This is a genomic window from Hymenobacter sp. HDW8 (genome assembly GCF_011305775.1).
In the GTDB taxonomy this organism is placed as follows: Bacteria; Bacteroidota; Bacteroidia; order Cytophagales; family Hymenobacteraceae; genus Hymenobacter; species Hymenobacter radiodurans.
Genome location: NZ_CP049907.1, coordinates 317650 through 337871, shown reverse-complemented (window position 1 = coordinate 337871; position 20222 = coordinate 317650). Strand labels below are relative to the sequence as shown.

The window sequence follows — 20222 nt, the reverse complement described above, 5'->3', positions numbered from 1 at the left end:
TTCCTCTCCCACGCTACAATACGCTCCTCTCCTCGTGCCCTCTCCTCTCCTTTTCAAGCGGATACTTCCTGTTCTTCTGCTCTGGCTACTGCGGGTGGAGCACAGTCCAGCCCAGAATATTGCCCCCCGGGACTTTCGGTTTGAGCACCTGACCGTGGACCAGGGGTTGTCGCACAGCGACGGGATGGCCGTAACGCAGGATCGGGCGGGCTTTATCTGGGTAGGTACCAACCGCGGCCTGGACCGCTACGATGGCTATAGCTTAAAGCAGTACTCCTTGCCCGTCAACCCCCGCAATGGCATTTCCGGCAACCGCATCAAAGTGGTTTATGTGGGCTCCGATGGGCGCCTGTGGGTAGGAACGGAACGGGCGGGGCTGAGCCTCTACGATGCAGCGCACGACACTTTTTTCAGCTTCGACGAACGCCACGTTCCCGTCGCTTATCAGGCCCAGGCCCATCAATTAGCCCAATCGGACGTGACGGCCTTGGCCTCGGACAGCGTGGGCCGACTGTGGGTAGGAACCACCCAAGAAGGTGTTTTCGTGCTCACCTTCGATGGACGGGGCCGGGTACGAAAGCTGCAACAGCTGCCGCCGCACGCCAGCGGCCGGCCGTCCCTATCGCGCGTAACGGGGTTGGCCATCGATACGGAGGGAAAGGTGTGGGTGGGCACCTTGGACGCTGGGCTACAAGTAATTCGCGCCACCGAAGCGACCTTACCCGTACAGCCGACCCCTCTGGCCACGACGCCCATCCGGGCCCTGCACCTGGACCGGCGCGGCGATCTGTGGCTGGGCACCGATCATCAGGTGCTGTGGGTGTCGGCGGCCAACCGCCGCACCATGCGGGAGCTTGACACGCATCCCCTTCCGCAGCAGTTCCCAATTCTGCAGTCCATTTTTCTCGACTCCATGGGGCAGCTGTGGGTAGGAACCATCTACGGGTTGTATGTGTGGCAGGCGGGCGTGGTCAGCGCCGGGGCGCCACCGCTGCGCTCTGTCGCACCTACCTTGTTTCTGCCCCAGGATGATGAGTCGTTCAGCATTAACTCCGAGCGCATTCACCAAATTTTTGAGGACCGCAACCAGATTATCTGGCTGTGCGCCTCGGCTGGGGGGCTAAATAAGGTAGACCTGCGCCAGAAGCCTTTCGGCCTGATCCGTCAGCAGCTAACTGGCCGGCGGGCGTTGTCGAACAACTATATCAATGCTATTTACAAGGACGAAGCTCGCAACACCCTGTGGTTTGGAAGCCGCAATGGCGTGACGAGCTATGACTTAAGTCAGCAGACCTACCACCATTACCTTAATCAGCAGGCAAGCAGCCCGCGCGGCGTGGATGTGTCCGCGGTTTTTCAAGCCCGGAACGGGATGCTGTGGTTTGGTACACGTGCCGATGGCTTGGTCACTCTTTCGCAGTCAGGGGGGCGCGAGAAGCTCACTACCTACACCAAACTGGCCGATGGCACCGACCTAAGCGCAGAAAGCATCGAACGCATTGTTCAGGACCGCGACGGCACGATATGGGCCGCCACTTTTGCCACGGGCCTGCACCGCTTCAGCCCTACCGGCCAGCACTTGGGTACTTACCACACCAACAACAGCGCACTGCCGACGGATCAGTTTACGTTTTTGCTGTTCGATTCCCAGCGCGACGTAATGTGGGCCAGCACCCGCGACGCTGGATTGCTCAAGCTCCGCATTCGGGGTGACTCCCTGCTGGTGCTGGCCCAATACCAATATGCTCCCCAGCGCCCCAACAGCTTACGCGTCAACTATGTATGGCCCCTGCTGCTGGATGAGCAGGGTTCGCTATGGATCGGTACCATTGGCGGGGGGCTGCACCAGCTGCGTACCGATGCGAAGGGGCGCGAAACCATGCATTATTATGATCAAAAGCTGCCGGAAAGCGACGTAGAAAGCATCTTGGCTGATGATGCAGGCAACCTCTGGATCGGGGGCACGGGGCTTTATCGCTTTACGCCAAGTACGGGGCAGCACCTGCGCTATGACGTGGCCGACGGGCTGCAAAGCAACGCCTTCAAGATTGGCTCCGCGGCCCGTGCCCAGGATGGAACGCTCTATTTTGGGGGTATCAACGGCATCAACTATTTCCAGCCTCAGGAAATTCAAGCCAATCCCTTTCCCCCAGTGGTGCAGATTACGGGCCTGCGGGTCAGCAACAAGCCCGTGGCCGTAGGCGACACGCTGAACGGCCGCGTGTTGCTGCGGCAGGCCCTGTCGGCTCCCCAGACGATCACCATCCGCGATGCTGAGAACGACTTTGCGGTGGAATTCGTGGCTCTTAACTACGCCAACCCCCAGAAAAACCGCTACGCCTACCAATTGGTGGGCTACAACCAAGACTGGGTACACCCCGCACCCGGGCAACGCACGGCCAGCTTCGCTAACCTGCCGGCGGGCACCTATACCCTGCACATTAAAGCCAACAATGGGGAAGGCGTGTGGACCAAGCGCTACGCCACCATGCGCTTTGAGGTGCTGGCCCCCTGGTGGCGAACGTGGTGGGCCTATGTGCTGTACGGGCTCGTGGCGCTGGGTTTCGTGGCGCTGTATCGCCGCTTTGAGATGAGCCAGCAGGAGCTCCAGAATAAGCTGCGCTTGGAGCACTTTCAGGCCGAAAAGGAGAAAGAGCTCACTGACCTGAAGCTCGGGTTTTTCACTAATGTCTCCCACGAGTTGCGCACCCCTCTCACGCTCATTTTGGGGCCTATGGAGGAAATTATCAATAGCCCCGGCCCCGTGGCGGACCTGCGTCCCAAGGTGCAGCTCATGCAGAAACAAGCTCGTAAGCTGCTCGATTTGGTAAATCAGCTCCTCGATTTTCGCAAGGTGGAAACGGGCAACGTACCCCTGCGCGCCAGCTACAGCGACGCGGTTCGCTTTCTAACAGACCTGTTTTCCATCTTTCAGCTTAAAGCTCAGGAGCGCGCCCTTGAATATGTACTGGATGTACCTGCTGAGCCTATCTTTTTGTATTTCGACCGCAGCAAGCTGGAAATCATCCTCACCAACCTGTTGGCCAACGCCTTTACCTACACCCCCGACAAGGGTCGGGTGGAGCTATCGGCAACTATTGTCGGCAATCCAGGGGGCGAAGCGGTGTTTAGCAACGGCCTGCTCACGGGTAACTACCTGAAAATAAATGTGACCGATACGGGCGTGGGCATCAAGGCCACGGAGCTCGACCTCATCTTCGACCCGTACTATCAGGCCAGTCATACCAGCACCCTGCGGATAAAGGGCACGGGCATTGGCTTGTCGTTGGCCAAGCAATTTGCCGAGCGCCATGGGGGCCGCATATCGGTAGCCAGCCGGGAGGGGGCGGGCACCACCTTTGAGCTGCGCCTGCCCTTCGGCCGCCAGCATCTGGGGCCCGATGATATACAGGAAGAGGATGTGCTCGTCCACGAGGAGGACCTGCCCGGAGACGAGCAGCTGGAAAAAAGCCCCCAAGTTTGGCGGGCACTGAGATTCCGGCCGGGCCACCGCGGCTACTGATTGTCGAGGACAATGAGGAGGTGCGCCAGTATCTGCAACAACTTTTTGAGGCGGAATATGACGTTAGCACGGCGGAAGATGGCGTCGAAGGCTGGGAAAAAGCGGTAAGCCAGCTGCCCGATTTCATTATTAGCGATGTAATGATGCCGCGCAGCGACGGCCTGGAACTGTGTCAGAAAATTAAGCAGCATCCCAAAACGGCGCACATTCCGGTGCTGCTGCTCACCGCTCGCACGGCCGAAACCCACGAGCTCGAAGGCCTGGGCATGGGCGCCGACGACTACGTGAGCAAGCCGTTCAATCCGACCCTGCTGCAGGCCAAGACCGCCACCATGCTGCGCAACCGCCGCAAGCTGCTCGAGTATTACCAGCGGCAGATCCTGCTGGAGCCCACCGAGATAGTAGTGGCCGACGCCGACCGCCAGTTTTTGGAAAATGCCATGAGCGTGGTGGAAATGCACTTAGAGGACGCCGAGTTCAGCGTGCTGGTGCTGGTGCGGGAAGTTGGCATGAGCCAATCCGTTTTCTACCGCCGCATCAAAAGCATTACCGGCCAGACGGCGGTGGAATTTATCCGGGATGTGCGGATGAAGCGTGCGGCTCAGCTACTGGCCCAAACCCAGATGCGGGTGTCCGAAGTAGCTTTTCAGGTAGGCATCGAGGATGCGAAATACTTCCGCAAAGCTTTCCAAAAGATATACGTGCTATCACCTTCCGAATACGCCAAACAACACCGACAAAGCCGGGAAGCCGCTACCGCGCCTAATCAGGGCTAAGGTATGGCTGACGGAGAGCGGATACGCCTTGACTCTTGTATCTAGCTTTAAACAAAGTAATTATGATGCCTGTGGCCTTCATCGCCTAATCGGAGAGTACTTTTCTGTGATGAGTACGGCCCCTGTTATATCCTAACAAGCCCCCCACCCTCCGGGACGATTTTGTTAGGTTTGCTTTAGCTTGCTGGGCTCGGCCGGGGGGCTTTTTCGGCCCTATGCTTCTCGCCTGCTGTATACCGTATAAACTACGTCTTCCTGCTGACTGGCTCCGAAGTCATTCGCCTTCAGCTCCCACTGGCGTCCATATTTGCGTTGCCTCTTACCTGACTGCATGAAACGACGTGCTTTTGTTGCCAGCACCCTCACGGGCCTCTCGGCCTGTACGCTCCCGGCTTGGGCAAGTAGCGGCCCCGCGCCTAAGGGGGCAGCATTACTACCCGTCGGGAAAGCCACCGACCGTGCTTATTGGCTGGACACACTCCTGCGCCTAGTGGAGCCCGTGCTGGCGGCGGGGGCGCGAGGCCAGTTGAAGGTCCTGATGCCGATCGAGGCGGCGCCCGGGCAGCAGGAAGGGCGGCGCGAGGTGTCTCACTTGGAGGCGCTGGGCCGCACTCTGGCCGGCCTCGCCCCCTGGTTGGAAATAACAGAGGTACCGCGAGCCGAACAGGACCGGCAGCAGCGCTATGCCGAGATGGCTCGGCAGGCAATCGGTCATGCTACGAACCCCGAGTCAAGCGATTTTTTGAATTTCACGCAGGGTGGCCAGCCAGTGGTTGATGCGGCTTTTCTGGCGCACGGCTTATTGCGGGCTCCTACCCAACTGTGGGAAAAATTGCCCCCCACCACGCAGCAGCAGCTGGTGCAGGCCTTGCAGAGTACCCGGGTTATCAAGCCCGTATACAGCAACTGGTTGCTGTTCAGCGCCATTATTGAAGCAGCGCTGTTGAAGTTTACGGGCAACGGCGATTTGATGCGTATGGATTATGCCATCAAGGAGCATCAGACCTGGTACAAGGGAGATGGGACTTACGGCGACGGCCCAGACTTTCACTGGGACTACTACAACAGCTATGTCATTCAGCCCATGCTGCTGGAGATAGTTAGCACCCTCGTTGCCGCCGGCAAAGAAAGCCCGGATCTTTTGAGGCAGCTGCAGGCGCGCGCGCAGCGCTACGCTGTCGTACAGGAGCGCTTAATTGGGCCCGATGGTTCCTTTGCCGCCTTTGGCCGCTCTCTGGCGTACCGCTGCGGCGCCTTCCAGCACCTGGCTCATGTAGCGCTACAGCAGCAGCTGCCGCCAGATTTGCCCCCCGGCCAAGTGCGCAGCGCCCTGACGGCAGTGATCCGACGCACTCTCGAGCCGCGGGGGACTTTCGACGCAAAAGGATGGCTACAGATTGGGTTGTGTGGCCACCAGCCAAGCATTGGCGAACGGTACATTTCTACTGGTAGTCTTTACCTGTGTACCACCGCGTTTTTGCCGCTTGGGCTGCCCACCACGGCCGCGTTCTGGGCCAGTGCGCCCCAGGACTGGACGGCCCGCCAAATCTGGTCAGGTCAGGATGTAAAACCCGATCATGCCCTATAGATAGGCAATGGAGTCGTTACTATTTGCGCGGGGAATGGATGCCGACGCATGCCACACAGAGCCTAAATCGGCTTCCCGCGTTGGTGACTCCAGGCAGAACCGGGTGCCAAAACCAGACAGTTCTACAGCCGAGCGTATACCTTCGCGGCTTCGTGGCCTTCTCTGCTTCTCCTGTCATGCGGGCAATCCGTAGCTTTCGTCCCTTCCTCCTACTCCTTGTCTTTCTGCTGGCCATGTGGGTTATGGTCTCCTTCCAAGGCAAGGCACCGATCAAGATTATGCCCTTGGGGGACTCCATCACCCACGGCAACCGCATCTACAATAGCTACCGTCGCCCCTTATGGCACTCGCTGCAGCAGGTGCCGTATGCGGTAAACTTCGTGGGCGGGCGTATACTCAACAAAGGCGGGTTGGCCCCAAACTTCGATTTTGATTGGGACCATCAGGGACAGTGGGGCTGGACCACGGCCATGCTGCTGGCGGAAAGCCGGCAGTGGGCTCTCGATCACCAACCCGACATTGTGCTACTGCACGCGGGCACGAATGACTGCTTTGCCAAGCAACCAGTTGAGGATATCCGAGACAACCTCGGCCGCATCATCGACGAGCTACGGAGGGGAAATCCCCGAGTGAAAGTGCTACTGGCGCAGTTAATCCCGAGTGCGCCGCCCTATGCAGACCTTAACCCAAAGATTACGGCCCTAAACGCACTGCTACCTGCCCTGGCCCGCGTGAAAACGAGCACCCAATCCCTTGTGGTGGTTGTGGACCACAACTCGGGTTTCAGTCAGGAAGCGGGTGTAGACCTGCACGACGGGTTGCACCCTAATGCCCAGGGCGAAGCTAAGATGGCCGCGCGCTGGTACCAGGCCTTGCAAGCACCGGCGCTGCTGGGCCCGCCGCCGACCCAGCATGCATTATTGGGAAGTTCATCTCGCTGACGGCGGGCTTTGGCCAAGGGCAAGCCCTCTCTTTCTCAAGCACGTAAAGAGCGTTCAAGGGCAAGCTCATCCTGGTAATGCAGAGTAGCGTTCTTATCAGTCAGCGCTTCACAAGCAGACGTCTCAATAACGCAGGGTACTTAGCTACTTGTTGGGGATGCTACTCGCTCCTGCCGAAGTAAGAATTGACCCGGATACCACTTCCCCAATGCTAGCCAGGCCCGTTATTCAGCCGAAACCGAAGACTACTTTACCAGCTTACCCGTCGCATCCAGCAGGGTTACCCTCCCATTGGCAAACTTCTTTACCTCCTCCAGCTGCGTTGCTTTATCGCCCACCACGACGTACACCATCTCTTTTTCGGGCATGTACTTACCGATGGTGGCCTTAAAATCAGCCACCCCCATCTGCATTAGCAGCTGCTGGTCGTCCTCAATAAACTTCGACGGCTTATTGAATTTGCTGATGCGGCGCAGGATGCCCAGCTTGGCGCCCTGACTTTCATACACCAGCGTGTTGCTCTTCATAATTTTGCTTTTGGCCGTCTCCGCGTCGGCTGGGCTAAAAGTAGGGCCGTAGTTGGTTAGTAGCTCTCGAATAAGCTGCAGCGAGGCTCCGGTGGCATTGGCGCGTACGCTCGTCGTCACTACGAAGGGTGCCACCTCCTTTAGCTCCTGCACCGTGGAATTGGCGCCGTAGGTGTAGCCTTTCTGAATGCGCAGCAGCTGGCCCAGGCGCCCGCTGGTGCCGGCGCCCAGCAGGGTATTGGCAAAAGTGGCTTTACTCATGTCGGGGTCAGTGCCGGCCAGCGCCAGCTTCCCGATGTAGAGCACCGATTGCTTGGCATCGGGCACATCAATGAAATAAACATTGCCCCCCAGGGTTTGGGCAGGGATAGTCTGCGAGGGCATACTCACCGTTTTAGCGGCCCAGCTGATTTCCAGCGGCTTCAGCGCGGTGGCTACTGTGTTCTGGTCGATGGCGCCCACTACGTGCACGGCTGCTCCGGAAGGCGAGATATTCGTGTTGTAGTACGCTTTCAGGTCGTCCAGAGTAATGCCGGCAGTTGTCTCCAGCGTACCACTGGCCGGGGTACTTAGAATGTGGTTCGGGCCATAAAGCAGTTTAAAGAAATTCTGGCTTGCCACGGCCGCTGGATTAGCTTCCTGACCTTTCAGGCTGGTAGCCAATGAGCGTTTCAGGCGAGTAAACTCGGCCACATCCCAGCGCGGCTGTAGTAGCATTTCCTGCACCAGAGCCAGGGTAGGCGCAAAGTTGCGAGCTAGGCAGCGGGCCTGCACCCGGATTTCTTCGTTGGTACTGTTCACCGAAATGGTGGCCCCCAACAAGTCAATAGCCTCCTCTAGCTGGGCTGGGGTTTTCTGGGCCGTGCCCTGCATCAGTAGCTGGGCCATTAAAGATGCCGTGCCGGCCTTAGCCAGAGGATCCAGAGTATGGCCGCCGGGAATGGTAACATCAAATGAAACGAGCGGGATTTCACGATTATCGATGCCGTATACTTTCAGACCATTGGCCAGCGAGGTGTTCCAGATGGTGGGCACCTTGAAGAGAGGCGTTTCGAGGAAAGGCGGTTCAGAACGGTCATTTTTAGTCACGGTTTTCTCAAACTCGGCCTCCTTACCCTGTCCTACATCCTCATTCTGGACGCCAGCTATCACCTTTTCCTGATACACCGTCGCGAGTTGCGCGCCCGGCACCACGAGATTTTGCTGGCCTTTGGGCACTACACTGGTCATCACATAGGGCTTGCCTTTCAGGTACTGGTTATACACCCGCATCACGTCTTCGCGGGTAACAGCCTGGGCTAGTTTCGCGGCCTTGGTCAGGTAGGCCGGGTCGCCGGCAAACTCGTTGTCGCGGCCCATCTGCAGGGCTTTGCTCAGTACCGACTCCACGCCGGAATACAAGTCGGTTTCAATTTTGGCCCGGATGCGCTGGAGCTCCGTATCCGAAAAGCCCTGCGTTTCAAAACGCTGCAAACCCTCCTGAATGGCACTGTGAACCTGCTGCAGGCTGGTGTTCGGGTTTGCCCGCACCTGAAGGATAAATTCGCCCGCCAGCTCACTGCTGTATTGATAAGTATTCACATTGGGCGCCAGCTTCTGCTCTTCCACAATCACCTTGTAGAGGGGCGAATTGCGGTTGCCGGCCAGCAACTGGCTCAGCACATCCAGGGCGTAAGTGTCGCGGTGGTACTCGTGGATGCTGGGAAATACCATCTGCAGTTGGGGCAGACGGGCAAAGTTATCTTCCAGATACAGCGACTTTACCTCAGTCAGGGTGACGGGTCTGGGTCCCAGGGGCTTTACCTCCGGTCCTTTTTTAATCTCGCCAAACCAGCGCTCCACTTTGGCCTTTGTTTCGGCAATGTTAATGTCGCCGGAAATAACCAGGGTAGCGTTGTTAGGGCCGTAGTACTGATGGTAAAACTCCTGTACATCGGCCAGGGTGGCGGCCTGCAAATCGGGCAGCGAGCCAATCACGGTCCAGTTGTAGGGATGGTCGGCCGGATACAGATTTTTGCGCAGTACTTCGTTGGTAAAGCCATAGGCTACGTTGTCGTAGTTCTGGCGCTTTTCGTTTTTCACTACCTGAATTTCGCGGGCCAAAGCCTCAGCGGTCACCGTCTTAATCATGTAGCCGAGCCGGTCGGAGTCAATCCACATGATTTTGTCGAACGCGTCCTTCGGTACCACTTCGTAGTACTGCGTGCCGTCGTTCCAGGTACTGCCGTTGCGCTGCCCACCCCACTCCTCTATGAGCTTGCGATTGGCACCCACCGGCGCATTTTCCGAGTCATTGAAGGACATATGCTCAAAAAAGTGAGCAAAGCCAGTTTTTCCGGGCTTTTCACGGTTGGAGCCCACGTGCATAATCGTGGCCACAGCCACGATAGGATCTGAGTGGTCTTCGTGCAGCACCACCTCGAGGCCATTGGCCAGCACAAACTTTTCGTAAGGCAAGGAAAACGAACTTGTCTTGGTAGCCGAAGGCTTCTGGGCTGTTTTGCAGGAGGAAGTAGCCGCAAGTGAGGCAGCCGTGAGCAGCAAGGCCGCAAGGGTAGTAGTCTGACGCATCGTCCGGAGTAAATTACCGTTGAGATAAGAACAGTAATATTAGTGGTTTTATCCCAGTGGCGAACAGGATGGCAGCCATTCCTTCTTGAGGGTGACGTTCAGCAGCGGGGCGACAGTGGAGTTGGGGTAGCGATGGCAGTCTTCTTACTTAATGGTGGGTAACTTACCCGTCCAGCGATAGCGCATTCCCCACCACCGTTGCCATAAGAACAACTTAATTCGCCAAGGCCACCGTTGCCAATTGCTGTGGAACGAGCCTTGCCCCAACACATATGGGGGAACGGGTACAACGACATGAAAGGGTGGATACCCCTCCTGTTGGTGATAGATATCACCGGCCCGTTGACGTAACCGTCGGTCAATGCATAGTTCAAGCGTTGTCTTCCTGGCTCGGGCCAAGTAAACAGACAGGTCGATATACACGGGCACATGTTGTTCCACCCACAATCGCTCCACTACCTCCGAGGCCGATAATCGTCGGCCAATTTCTAGTTTCCGTTTCTGAAACCGCGCCAACTCGAGAGGACTGAGATAGTAGGCATCCTCGGTCATTGTATCGGGCCGAATCACGAAATCCACCGTATCTGCTAAGCGATTCCAGCACACGGTCCGAGTAAAGACCAACGCACTTTTCGTAGCTAACTCCAGATGATAAGCAAAGTCTTCCTTAGTCATGGATTGGTTGCTTGGGCCGTTGGAGGTGACTTTACAGGGCTGAATGTAAGCGTTAAGGCACTGCTCCAACAATTCTGCTTTTTATATAAAGCTTGCAACGATTGAAAAGCAGATTACCGCTTACTCCCAATTCAGTCTGATACGCCAGTGTTAGCGGATGTTATATAGAGTTATATAGGCCAAAATTATTGCTGCCAAATGTTCTATAGAGTCGCGAAAACAGACCACGTAAAGTCATGTAATCTTTATTCCCTAAGCTGCCGTTACTGCCACGGTCAGCAGGAAAAAGGAATCCTGGTGGGCGTACACGCTATGCGGAACACCGGCGGGCAACATCAGTAGCTGGCCGGCTGTTAGGATAAATGACTGCTGAGCGGTGCGGAAAGTAATTTGGCCTTCGAGCACCTGCACGGTGATTATGCCGGGAGCAGTATGCGTTTTTAGTTCGGCCCCTTTGTGCAGCCCTAACAATACTAAGCGCAGGCTCTCCGACTTGAAAAGCGTAACGGCGTGCCGGTCGCTGGATGTCCAGCTCTGGGTTTGCTTGGCCTGCACTATCGCATGCTCCAGATCCATTACCTGTGCGGGACTATCGAAGGCAGCGTTTGCTGTTGCTTTCGAAGCAGTGGTTTCGGTGCTCATAGAAAGAGTGGATTTTGTGGCAGTTGTTAGGCTGAGGACAGCGGTATTGAAGTTTAAGTTACAGAATAGAGAGCGGATTGGGACGCAGGCGGCTCTCAAATACATGAGCAATATTCTGAGCCCGCAGCTTGGCTTCCTCCGCCACTGGGCCGGCGAACAGCTCCTCCACTGTGCCCAGGAATAGCGTTAGCCAGCGCTGAAAATGCTCCCCGGCAATGGGTAGCGGAATATGCTTGAGAAAAGGCTGCCCGCGGTAGCGCGAAGTGTGCAGCAGCAAGCCACTCCAGAAATCATACATGCGCGGCATGTGCGCTGGCCAATCAACGTGGGCGAAATCATTAAAGATGGGCGCCAGTAAAGCATCCGCATTTACCTTATTGTAGAAGGTATCGACCAACAGCTTGATGTCGTCCTCAGTTTGAATATCGGGGCGGGAAGTAGGCATGTAACAGTTAATGAAAAAACGCAAAATGGCTAGCGAGGGGCTTTTTTACGCGTGTTGGACGCGTCGACGCTGCGTATTCAACGTCTGCCGATTGAGGGTAAAATAGGCCAGGGCACCGGTGCCTAGGAGCAGCAATAATTTTACCACCTCGGCCACGATATACAGCAGATGCAGGGAATTGGGTTGCGGCGGGTTGCCGCTCAGCAGCGCCTCGGCCCGCACATCCAGCGCCGGCAGCAGCCAGAAGGTTTGTAGAAGCAGCACCAAGCTAAGTAGCGCCAGCCCCGCTCCCACGCGCCGGTCGGGCCGCAGATACAAGACGCTGACAACAGCTAGGGCGCAAAGCCCGATTTCCACCTTGTTCAAGGCATGAAACACGATGCGGCCTATGCCCACGCCCAATGGCAACGTGATATGCGGGGCCGTGAATTTAAGCGGGGCTTCCAGAAAAGAAATGCCCCCCACCATACCAGCCCACAGAAACAGGGCGGCAACAAGCACGAGAGAAAGTAACTTACGCATAGTAACGTAGGAGCCGCGTGCACCGCAGCCGATTAGAAAATAGAGGCGCGAGCTGCCACAGTCGCGCTACTGCACAAAGGTCGGAGGAGTTCCTTTGGGCAAGTCTAACATCAATCAAGCGGCGGCTTGATTGATGTCATCGTTCCGGCGGGCCACGAGGCGGAGCTTTGTCGCTGAACCTATTGTAGCTGCCAGTGCCTGCCGTTCTCGAACAACCCGCTACTCATATTGTCTGTGCTCACTGTGGCGATAAATGCCCCCCAGAGCCACTTTTACTCGCCGATAAGCACTTTTGCTGCGCCGGCTGCCGCACCGTGTACGAGCTTCTCGACACGAACAACCTCTGCACGTATTACAAACTCGATGAGCAGCCCGGCCTCAAAGTAAAAGAAGTGGAGCTGCCCGGCCGGTTCGATTACCTCGACTCCGAAACCGTGCAGGCCCAACTGCTGTCATTTCGGTCAGAAGAGCGGGCACGGCTGACGTTGCAGGTGCCCCAAATGCACTGCACATCGTGTATCTGGCTCTTGGAAAATCTGCCCCGCCTGAACCCTGGCATTGTGGAAGCGCGGGTGCAGTTTCTGCGTAAAGAAATCACCATCACCTACTTACTGGCCGACACCAGCCTGAAAGAAGTAATACGGCTATTGGCTTCCGTGGGCTACGAGCCGCAGATTACGCTGGCCGAACTTGGTGCGCAACCACACCGGACCGGCCGCACGCTTTATTACCAGCTGGGATTGGCAGCTTTTGCCTTCGGCAACGTCATGCTCATGGCCCTCCCCGACTACTTCTCTTTCGTAGAAGATTTACAGGCAGGTTTTGGGCAGTTTTTTGGCTATTTAAGCTTACTGCTAGCCTTGCCCGTGCTGCTGTACAGCGCACGGGGCTTCTTTAGCTCAGCTTGGCAAGGACTGCGGCAACGCTACATAAATCTCGATTTTCCGATCAGTCTGGGGCTAGCCTCATTATTCAGCGTCAGCACTTATGAGGTCGTCACCGGCACGGGGCCCGGCTATTTCGACTCGTTTACGGGGCTTATCTTCTTTATGCTGATTGGAAAATGGGTACAGCAGCACACCTACGACGCCCTACGCTTCGACCGCGACTTCACCTCTTACTTCCCCGTTGCCGTGACGCGGCTGACGCCGGAAGGCGACCAGTCTATTTCGGTCAAGGAGTTGAAAGTAGGCCACCGAATTCGGGTGCGGCACCAGGAAGTAGTGCCCGCCGATGCCGTGGTGCTGCGCGGTGCCGGCCAGATTGACTATTCCTTCGTGTCAGGTGAGAGCACGCCGGTGGCCCGCGCTTCGGGTGAGCTGGTGTTTGCGGGTGGTCGGCAGTTGGGGGAAGCGTTGGAGTTGGAAGTCGTGCGGGATGTGTCGCAGGGCTACCTCACCCAGCTTTGGAACAACCCCGCTTTTGCCAAGCAGGAAAATGATGCCACCTGGGAAACCTACGCCAACCGCGTCGGGCGCTATTTTGTGGCCATAACGCTGCTGTTGGCCCTGGGCACGCTGCTCTACTGGGGGCCGCGCGACACGTCCATGATGTGGCGGGCCTTTACGTCGGTGCTGGTTATTGCCTGTCCGTGCGCGCTGTCCTTGGCTACTCCGTTTACCCTTGGGGCCGCGCTGCGGGCGCTGGGTCGGCACAAATTTTACCTTAAAAATTCTGCCGTAATCGAAACCCTGGGCCGCGCCGACACGCTGATTTTTGACAAAACTGGCACCCTCACCGACACTACCCAGGCGGAGGTGCATTATCACGGCCGTCCGCTGTCTAGGCCGGAAAAGCGCCTTGTTGCCACGGCTGCCGCACAATCGACTCACCCCTTAAGTCAGCGGCTGGCGCAGGAGCTAGCTACGGAGCCCTTGCCACTTAGTACTTGCCATGAGCATCCCGGCCTGGGAATCAGCGCTACGGCCGAAACAGGGGATACAGTGCGGTTAGGTTCTGTAGCCTTCGTGCGTGAAAACCAGGTTGTTTCTTCAGGCAGCGCACAACAAGCTATTTCTGCTAAAAAAGCCCCCCAGCTAGCCCAAATCGCCCCGCCTGAAGCACCCGAAACGCGCGTCAATATTGCGCTGAATGGGGAGCAGGTTGGCTATTTCACTTTTCACAATGTGTACCGCCCGGCCTTGGCCAGCGTGCTCGCTACGTTGAGCCGCCGCTACCGTTTGGCCGTGCTGTCGGGCGACACCGACGCCGAGCGCACTCGTTTACAAACGCTTTTCGGCGAAGATGCCGAGCTGCATTTCCGGCAGTCGCCTACGGACAAGCTGGCGTATATCGCGGCCCAACGCGCCCAAGGCCACACGGTGGTCATGGTAGGCGACGGGCTGAATGATGCGGGAGCGTTGCGCGCCGCCAACGCCGGCATTGCCCTCACGGACACGCTCACCAACTTCTCCCCCGCCTGCGACGCCATTCTGGATGCCAGCGAGTTTCAGCGCCTCGCTACTTTTTTGGGCTTTTCGCGGGCTTGTCTGCGCGTGGTTTTGGTCACGTTTGCGCTTTCCTTTTGCTACAATGGCTTCGGGCTGGCGCTGGCTGTGCAGGGCCTTTTCACGCCTATTGTGTCGGCTATTCTAATGCCTATCAGCTCCCTGAGCGTGATGATTGTATCGACGCTACTGGTGCGCTGGGCCGCGCACCGTTACCATTTATAAGCCTCATAACATGACTATTATCTTCTTGCTGATTGGTATTAGCCTACTCGTGGCGCTGGCGTTTCTGGGGGGCTTTTTGTGGGCCGTGCGCAGCGGTCAGTACGACGACGAATACACGCCGTCCGTGCGCATGCTCTTCGATGAGGAAGAAGAGAAATAGTATTGAATTGATATGAATCAAGCCCGCGCTTGATATCCGTCATGCGTTGCGAAGGAGCCGGCTATGACCTTTGAAGCAGTAAAAACACTTACTGTTTCACTCTATGGAAGTCGCACCCGTTACGCCCCTTATCACCGCTGAGCCGCTCCAGGTTCAGACCCGAGTATCCCGCGCTGTCGACGAGTTTTTCTACGATAACAAGATTGTTCGCGACTTCGGCATTGCCACCGTGTTTTGGGGAATTGCCGGCATGATCGTCGGAATTCTGGCGGCTTTTCAGTTGGCGCTGCCTGAAGCCAACATGAATACGGCCGTCACGACGTTCGGTCGCATCCGGCCCTTGCACACCAACGCCGTCATTTTCGCCTTCGTCGGCAATGGTATTTTTATGGGGGTGTACTACTCTTTGCAGCGTCTGTGCAAAGCGGCCATGTACTCCAAAAAACTCAGCCAGATTCACTTCTGGGGTTGGCAATTAATTATTCTTAGCGCCCTGATTTCCTTGCCTTTGGGCTACACTACCAGCAAGGAATACGCCGAGCTGGAGTGGCCCATCGACATTGCTATTACGCTGGTGTGGGTGGTGTTTGGCTGGAACATGTTCGGCACCATTGCCAAGCGGCGTGAGCGGCACTTATATGTGGGTATCTGGTTCTACATCGCCACGTTCCTCACCGTGGCCGTGCTGCACATCGTCAACTCGGCGGCGTTGCCCGTGAGCTTCATGAAAAGCTACTCGGCCTACGCCGGGGTGCAGGATGCGCTGGTGCAGTGGTGGTACGGCCACAACGCGGTAGCCTTCTTCCTGACCACGCCCTACCTGGGCTTGATGTACTACTTCCTGCCTAAGGCAGCTGGCCGGCCGGTCTACTCTTACCGCCTGAGCATTATTCACTTCTGGTCGCTGATCTTCATTTACATCTGGGCCGGTCCTCACCACTTGCTCTATACCTCTTTGCCCGACTGGGCCCAAAGTCTGGGGGTTGCGTTCTCCGTCATGCTGATTGCGCCCAGCTGGGGCGGCATGATCAACGGCCTACTCACCTTGCGCGGCGCCTGGGATAAAGTGCGCGAAGAGCCCGTGTTGAAGTTCATGGTAGTGGCCATTACGGCTTACGGTATGGCCACGTTTGAGGGGCCGATGCTCTCGTTGAAAAACGTAAATGCCATTGCCCACTTTACCGATTGGATAGTAGCCCACGTGCACGTTGGCGCCCTCGGCTGGAACGGCTTCCTCACCTTCGCCATGCTCTACTGGCTGTGGCCCCGCCTCTACCGCACCGAGCTGCACTCCAAGAAACTCGCTAATGCCCACTTCTGGCTGGGCACCATCGGCATCCTGTTTTATGCCCTGCCAATGTACTGGGCCGGCTTTACCCAAGGGTTGATGTGGAAGCAGTTCAATGCCGAAGGCATGCTGCAATACCCCAACTTCCTCGAAACCGTGCTCCAGATTGTGCCCATGTACTACATGCGCGGTATCGGTGGAGTGCTGTACTTGAGCGGCGTGTTTTTGATGATGTATAATCTGATAAAAACGGCCAACGCGGGTACGTTGCTGGCTTCCGAAAAAGCCCACGCTCCTGCCCTGTTGCCCGCCAGCGAAGATCCGCACGCCGACGCCGGCCACTGGCACCGTTGGATTGAGCGCCGCCCTTTGCAGTTGGCTATTGGCGCCACGGTCGCCATCCTGATCGGTGGCATCGTCGAGATGGTGCCTACATTCCTAGTGAAGTCCAACGTGCCGACCATTGCCTCGGTGAAGCCTTATACTTCCCTGGAATTGCAGGGCCGTGACCTCTATATCAAGGAAGGCTGCTCAAACTGCCACACGCAGATGGTGCGCCCCTTCCGCTCCGAAACCGAGCGCTACGGCGAGTACAGCAAAGCGGGTGAGTTTGTGTACGACCGGCCCTTCCTGTGGGGCAGCAAGCGCACCGGCCCCGATTTGCACCGCCTGGGGGGCAAATATCCGCACTCCTGGCACTACAACCACATGATGGACCCCACCAGCATGTCGCCTGGCTCCATCATGCCGCCTTACCCCTGGATGTTCGAAAATGAGATTGACTACTCCACACTGCCGGCTAAAATCCGGGTGCTGCAACAGCTAGGCACGCCTTACCCCGCAGGCTACGACAAGCAAGCCGTAGCTGATGCGCGCCGCCAGGCCGAAGGCATCGTGCAGGAGCTAAAGAAGGAGGACATAGAGGTGAAATCGGAGAAGGAAATCGTGGCATTGATTGCCTACCTCCAGCGCCTCGGCACCGATATCAAAGTGAAGCCCGAGCAGGTAGCTGCCTCAGCCCAATAGACAGGTTCAGACCCTCTTTTCAAGTCAAAACTCATGGATAAGAAAGTATTGCAGTCCATTGCCGGCGTCGAGATCTATCCGCTTATCTCCTTTGCCATCTTCTTCCTCTTCTTTCTGGGCCTACTGATTTATGTGGTAATAGCCAATCGCCAACATCTGGATAAGATGAGCAAGCTACCGCTGCTCAGCGACGACGAAACCCTGAAAGCCCACCTCGAACCCGACGCAGTATGTTAACCAAGCGCACTTTTCTAATACTAGCCGCCGGGCTTTCGTCTGGCAACTTGGCCTTGGGGCAAACGCTCGCGCCCACTACTACCGGCTCCGATATGCTGTTCTGGCTGCTGGGGGCATTTTGATCCTCGTGCTGCTGATGGTGCTGGTTGCCGGCGCCTCCCTGGCTTCGGCCACCCGGCAAGTGCGCCAACATGCAGCGCCAGCCACCAATCAATCTATCACGCAAGCTGAGGAAGGAGCACCCACATGTTAACGCACCGCACAATGAATTTTGGGGCCCTGACCGCTCTGCTGGCGCTGTCCGTTGGCACAACGGTAGCCCAAACAGCGGAAGCCACCACGCCCGCCCCGGCGGCCGGCGGCCAGGATGCGCAGATAATGCTGTTCTGGTTTTTGCTGAGCACACTAGCTTTGGTCCTGATGGTGTTTCTGCTGCTCTTCACGATGATAATCGTGCGTATGAAGCCGCAGCTGCGCAAGGTGTACGAGCTACCCACGGTGCACGACACCTGGAGCGGCAAAGTACTCGGCCTGCTCATCGGCGACACCCGCTTGGTAACCGGCGGCTACAAAGAGGAGGACATGGGCCACTCGTACGACGGCATCACGGAGTTCGACAACGATTTGCCGCCGTGGTGGAAGTATGGTTTCTATTTCACCATCGTGTTTGCCGTGGCCTACATGGGCTACTACCACGTGGCCAATGCCGGTGAGCTACAGATAGCCGAGTATGAAACCGAAATGCGCCAAGCGGCCCTGCTGGTTTCCAACGAGCCCGACGACCCCAACAAGCTCACCACCTACACGGCCCTGATGGCGCCGGCCGATTTGAGCGCCGGCAAGTCTATCTACACCACCAACTGTGCGCCCTGTCACGGGGCCAACGCCGAGGGCAAAGTAGGCCCCAACCTCACGGATGAGTACTGGCTGCACGGCGGCGAAATAAATCAAGTGTATAAAACCATCAAGTTCGGGGTCACCAGCAAGGGCATGGTTGCCTGGAAAGGCAAGCTTGGCGCCAAGCAGATTTTGCAGGTTTCCTCTTACATCGAGTCGCTGCAAGGGTCGAAGCCAGCCAATGCCAAGGAGCCCCAGGGCGAGAAAGCAACTGCTGGCAAATCCATTGCCGCCAAGTAGCACCCGCCCTCTGCCCACCCCACTTTTCTTCATTTCAGCGCGATTTTACCGTCGGCGCCCTAGCCAATGTCACTTACCACGTTCCGTCCTAACGACGACTTTCGCGACTCCATCGCTACGGTGGATGCGGCGGGCAAGCGCGTTTGGCTATTTCCTAAGAAGCCTAGCGGAGCCTTTTACCGCGCCCGCAAGTGGATCAGCTACGGCCTGCTCATCGTGCTTTTTGCTGGTCCTTGGCTGCGCATCAACGGCCTGCCAGTGCTGATGCTGAATCTGCCGGCGCGGAAGTTTATCATCTTCGGTCAGATCTTCTGGCCCCAGGATTTCTTTATTCTGCTGCTGGCGGCCCTCACGTTTCTGCTGTTCATCATCCTCTTCACGGTAGTGTACGGGCGGGCGTTTTGCGGGTGGGTGTGTCCACAAACCATTTTCTTGGAAATGGTTTTCCGCCGCATCGAGTACTGGCTGGAAGGCGATGCGCCTCAGCAAAAAGCCCTGGACCGGGCCGATTGGGATTGGAACAAAATCTGGCGCAAAACCACCAAGCACGCGCTGTTTCTGGTGATTTCCTTTCTGATTGCCAACACGTTTCTGGCCTACATTATCGGCACAGATGAGTTGGTCAGCATCATTACCGATCCGCCCCGCCAGCACCTTGGCGGCCTGACTTCGATGGTGCTGTTCACGGGCGTTTTCTACGCCGTGTTTGCTCGCTTTCGGGAGCAAGTGTGCACCATCGCCTGCCCTTACGGCCGCCTGCAAGGCGTGATGCTCGATAAAGACAGCCTCGTGGTAGCCTATGACTACCAACGCGGGGAGCCTCGGGAGAAGCTGCGCAAAAACCAGACGCGCACCGCCGGCGACTGCATCGACTGCCACCAGTGCGTGCAGGTGTGCCCCACCGGCATCGACATCCGCAACGGTGCCCAGCAGCTCGAATGCACCAACTGCACTGCCTGCATTGATGCCTGCAACAACATCATGGACCTGATAAACAAACCGCACGGCCTGATTCGCCACGCTTCCGAAAACAACATCGCCCAAGGCACCAAATTCCAGCTGAGAGGGCGCGTGAAGGTGCTGTCGGGTGTGCTGATGGTGTTGCTGATGGGCCTTACGTTTCTGCTGGTGTCGCGCTCCAATGTACAGGCAACAGTGCTGCGCACACCGGGTCAGCTTTTCCAGAAGACCGACCACGGCACCATTACCAACTTGTACAATGTATCGGTCATTAACAAAACCAATCAGCCTTATCCTATCACCCTCAAGGTATTGGAGCCGCTGGGGGGCAAAATTTCGCTGGTTGGCAACGAAAAACTGACGTTGCCGGCCCAGGGCATGACAGAAGGCGTGTTTTTCGCCGAGCTGCCCAAGTCGGCCCTGCTGACTACCAACCAGAAAATCCGCATCGGCATCTTCAGCAAAGGCCAACTGATTGCGGAAACCAAAACCAAGTTCCTCGGACCCGCTCAATAGCCCGCCGCCCCGAGTT

At 57.0% G+C, this 20222-nt stretch carries 17 protein-coding genes; 12 read left to right on the top strand and 5 right to left on the bottom strand.

Translation table 11 applies throughout. The features are described from left to right. Window positions 1-34: 34 nt before the first annotated feature. The 4 genes from G7064_RS01480 (at window position 35) to G7064_RS01465 (ending at window position 6828) form a co-directional block, all read left to right on the top strand. The gene (locus G7064_RS01480) at window positions 35-3523 is read left to right on the top strand and encodes a two-component regulator propeller domain-containing protein (protein WP_166072158.1); all 3489 of its coding nucleotides are present in this window, start codon (window positions 35-37) and stop codon (window positions 3521-3523) included. Continuing rightward, window positions 3481-4299: a response regulator gene (locus G7064_RS01475; RefSeq protein WP_166072157.1), complete on the top strand. Its 819-nt coding sequence runs from the start codon at window positions 3481-3483 to the stop codon at window positions 4297-4299. Before G7064_RS01480 ends, G7064_RS01475 begins: the two co-directional genes overlap by 43 nt. Before the next feature lie 331 nt (window positions 4300-4630). Further along, a complete protein-coding gene (locus G7064_RS01470; protein WP_166072156.1) occupies window positions 4631-5887 on the top strand; it encodes a DUF2264 domain-containing protein in 1257 nt (418 codons plus the stop codon). Window positions 5888-6063: 176 nt separating this feature from the next. Then, window positions 6064-6828 carry an SGNH/GDSL hydrolase family protein gene (locus G7064_RS01465; protein WP_166072155.1) on the top strand — a complete coding sequence of 255 codons (765 nt, stop codon included), beginning with the start codon at window positions 6064-6066 and terminating at the stop codon, window positions 6826-6828. A 245-nt stretch (window positions 6829-7073) separates the two neighbouring features. Here the strand turns inward: G7064_RS01465 and G7064_RS01460 are convergent, their stop codons facing one another. The 5 genes from G7064_RS01460 to G7064_RS01440 all read right to left on the bottom strand — a co-directional run bounded on the left by G7064_RS01460 (window position 7074) and on the right by G7064_RS01440 (window position 12210). Continuing rightward, a complete protein-coding gene (locus G7064_RS01460; protein WP_166072154.1) occupies window positions 7074-9926 on the bottom strand; it encodes a M16 family metallopeptidase in 2853 nt (950 codons plus the stop codon). Between the two features lie 144 nt (window positions 9927-10070). Continuing rightward, on the bottom strand, window positions 10071-10601 hold the full coding sequence (locus tag G7064_RS01455) for a hypothetical protein (RefSeq protein ID WP_166072153.1): 531 nt from the start codon (window positions 10599-10601) through the stop codon (window positions 10071-10073). A gap of 252 nt (window positions 10602-10853) precedes the next feature. Continuing rightward, window positions 10854-11243, bottom strand: a complete 390-nt coding sequence (locus tag G7064_RS01450) for a cupin domain-containing protein (RefSeq protein ID WP_240731372.1) — start codon at window positions 11241-11243, stop codon at window positions 10854-10856. Window positions 11244-11301: 58 nt separating this feature from the next. Further along, complete coding sequence (locus G7064_RS01445) at window positions 11302-11688, bottom strand: group III truncated hemoglobin (RefSeq protein WP_166072151.1); 387 nt, start codon at window positions 11686-11688, stop codon at window positions 11302-11304. A 45-nt stretch (window positions 11689-11733) separates the two neighbouring features. After that, entirely contained in the window at window positions 11734-12210 is a 477-nt protein-coding gene (locus tag G7064_RS01440) for a hypothetical protein (RefSeq protein WP_205711156.1), read from the bottom strand. Between the two features lie 194 nt (window positions 12211-12404). On the opposite strand from G7064_RS01440, the gene G7064_RS01435 reads away from it, so the two are divergent. From G7064_RS01435 to ccoG, 8 genes are all read left to right on the top strand, one after another. Beyond that, window positions 12405-14882, top strand: a complete 2478-nt coding sequence (locus tag G7064_RS01435) for a heavy metal translocating P-type ATPase (RefSeq protein WP_166072150.1) — start codon at window positions 12405-12407, stop codon at window positions 14880-14882. Between the two features lie 10 nt (window positions 14883-14892). Next, window positions 14893-15042, top strand: a complete 150-nt coding sequence (ccoS, locus tag G7064_RS01430; RefSeq protein WP_133272948.1) for a cbb3-type cytochrome oxidase assembly protein CcoS — start codon at window positions 14893-14895, stop codon at window positions 15040-15042. 103 nt (window positions 15043-15145) lie between these two features. Continuing rightward, window positions 15146-17356, top strand: coding sequence for a cytochrome-c oxidase, cbb3-type subunit I (ccoN, locus tag G7064_RS01425; RefSeq protein WP_166072149.1), 2211 nt, complete (start codon window positions 15146-15148; stop codon window positions 17354-17356). A 33-nt stretch (window positions 17357-17389) separates the two neighbouring features. Next, complete coding sequence (locus tag G7064_RS01420) at window positions 17390-17593, top strand: hypothetical protein (RefSeq protein WP_133272950.1); 204 nt, start codon at window positions 17390-17392, stop codon at window positions 17591-17593. Continuing rightward, a complete protein-coding gene (locus G7064_RS22660; RefSeq protein ID WP_262888638.1) occupies window positions 17587-17715 on the top strand; it encodes a hypothetical protein in 129 nt (42 codons plus the stop codon). Before G7064_RS01420 ends, G7064_RS22660 begins: the two co-directional genes overlap by 7 nt. Continuing rightward, window positions 17712-17846, top strand: coding sequence for a hypothetical protein (locus G7064_RS22655; RefSeq protein WP_262888637.1), 135 nt, complete (start codon window positions 17712-17714; stop codon window positions 17844-17846). Before G7064_RS22660 ends, G7064_RS22655 begins: the two co-directional genes overlap by 4 nt. Window positions 17847-17857: 11 nt before the next feature. Then, window positions 17858-18730 carry a cbb3-type cytochrome c oxidase N-terminal domain-containing protein gene (locus tag G7064_RS01415; protein WP_240935654.1) on the top strand — a complete coding sequence of 291 codons (873 nt, stop codon included), beginning with the start codon at window positions 17858-17860 and terminating at the stop codon, window positions 18728-18730. 66 nt (window positions 18731-18796) lie between these two features. Next, entirely contained in the window at window positions 18797-20206 is a 1410-nt protein-coding gene (gene ccoG, locus G7064_RS01410; protein WP_166072147.1) for a cytochrome c oxidase accessory protein CcoG, read from the top strand. The last annotated feature ends 16 nt before the right edge of the window (window positions 20207-20222 follow it).

What these genes read in the sequence shown, in the direction of transcription:
- G7064_RS01445 (WP_166072151.1), bottom strand. Translation starts at nt 11,688, where the DNA reads ATGCCTACTTCCCGCCCCGATATTCAAACTGAGGACGACATCAAGCTG.
- ccoS (WP_133272948.1), top strand. Translation starts at nt 14,893, where the DNA reads ATGACTATTATCTTCTTGCTGATTGGTATTAGCCTACTCGTGGCGCTG.
- G7064_RS22660 (WP_262888638.1), top strand. Translation starts at nt 17,587, where the DNA reads ATGTTAACCAAGCGCACTTTTCTAATACTAGCCGCCGGGCTTTCGTCT.
- ccoN (WP_166072149.1), top strand. Translation starts at nt 15,146, where the DNA reads ATGGAAGTCGCACCCGTTACGCCCCTTATCACCGCTGAGCCGCTCCAG.
- G7064_RS01460 (WP_166072154.1), bottom strand. Translation starts at nt 9,926, where the DNA reads ATGCGTCAGACTACTACCCTTGCGGCCTTGCTGCTCACGGCTGCCTCA.
- G7064_RS01455 (WP_166072153.1), bottom strand. Translation starts at nt 10,601, where the DNA reads ATGACTAAGGAAGACTTTGCTTATCATCTGGAGTTAGCTACGAAAAGT.
- G7064_RS01440 (WP_205711156.1), bottom strand. Translation starts at nt 12,210, where the DNA reads ATGCGTAAGTTACTTTCTCTCGTGCTTGTTGCCGCCCTGTTTCTGTGG.
- G7064_RS01470 (WP_166072156.1), top strand. Translation starts at nt 4,631, where the DNA reads ATGAAACGACGTGCTTTTGTTGCCAGCACCCTCACGGGCCTCTCGGCC.
- G7064_RS01415 (WP_240935654.1), top strand. Translation starts at nt 17,858, where the DNA reads ATGAATTTTGGGGCCCTGACCGCTCTGCTGGCGCTGTCCGTTGGCACA.
- ccoG (WP_166072147.1), top strand. Translation starts at nt 18,797, where the DNA reads ATGTCACTTACCACGTTCCGTCCTAACGACGACTTTCGCGACTCCATC.
- G7064_RS01465 (WP_166072155.1), top strand. Translation starts at nt 6,064, where the DNA reads ATGCGGGCAATCCGTAGCTTTCGTCCCTTCCTCCTACTCCTTGTCTTT.
- G7064_RS01420 (WP_133272950.1), top strand. Translation starts at nt 17,390, where the DNA reads ATGGATAAGAAAGTATTGCAGTCCATTGCCGGCGTCGAGATCTATCCG.
- G7064_RS01450 (WP_240731372.1), bottom strand. Translation starts at nt 11,243, where the DNA reads ATGAGCACCGAAACCACTGCTTCGAAAGCAACAGCAAACGCTGCCTTC.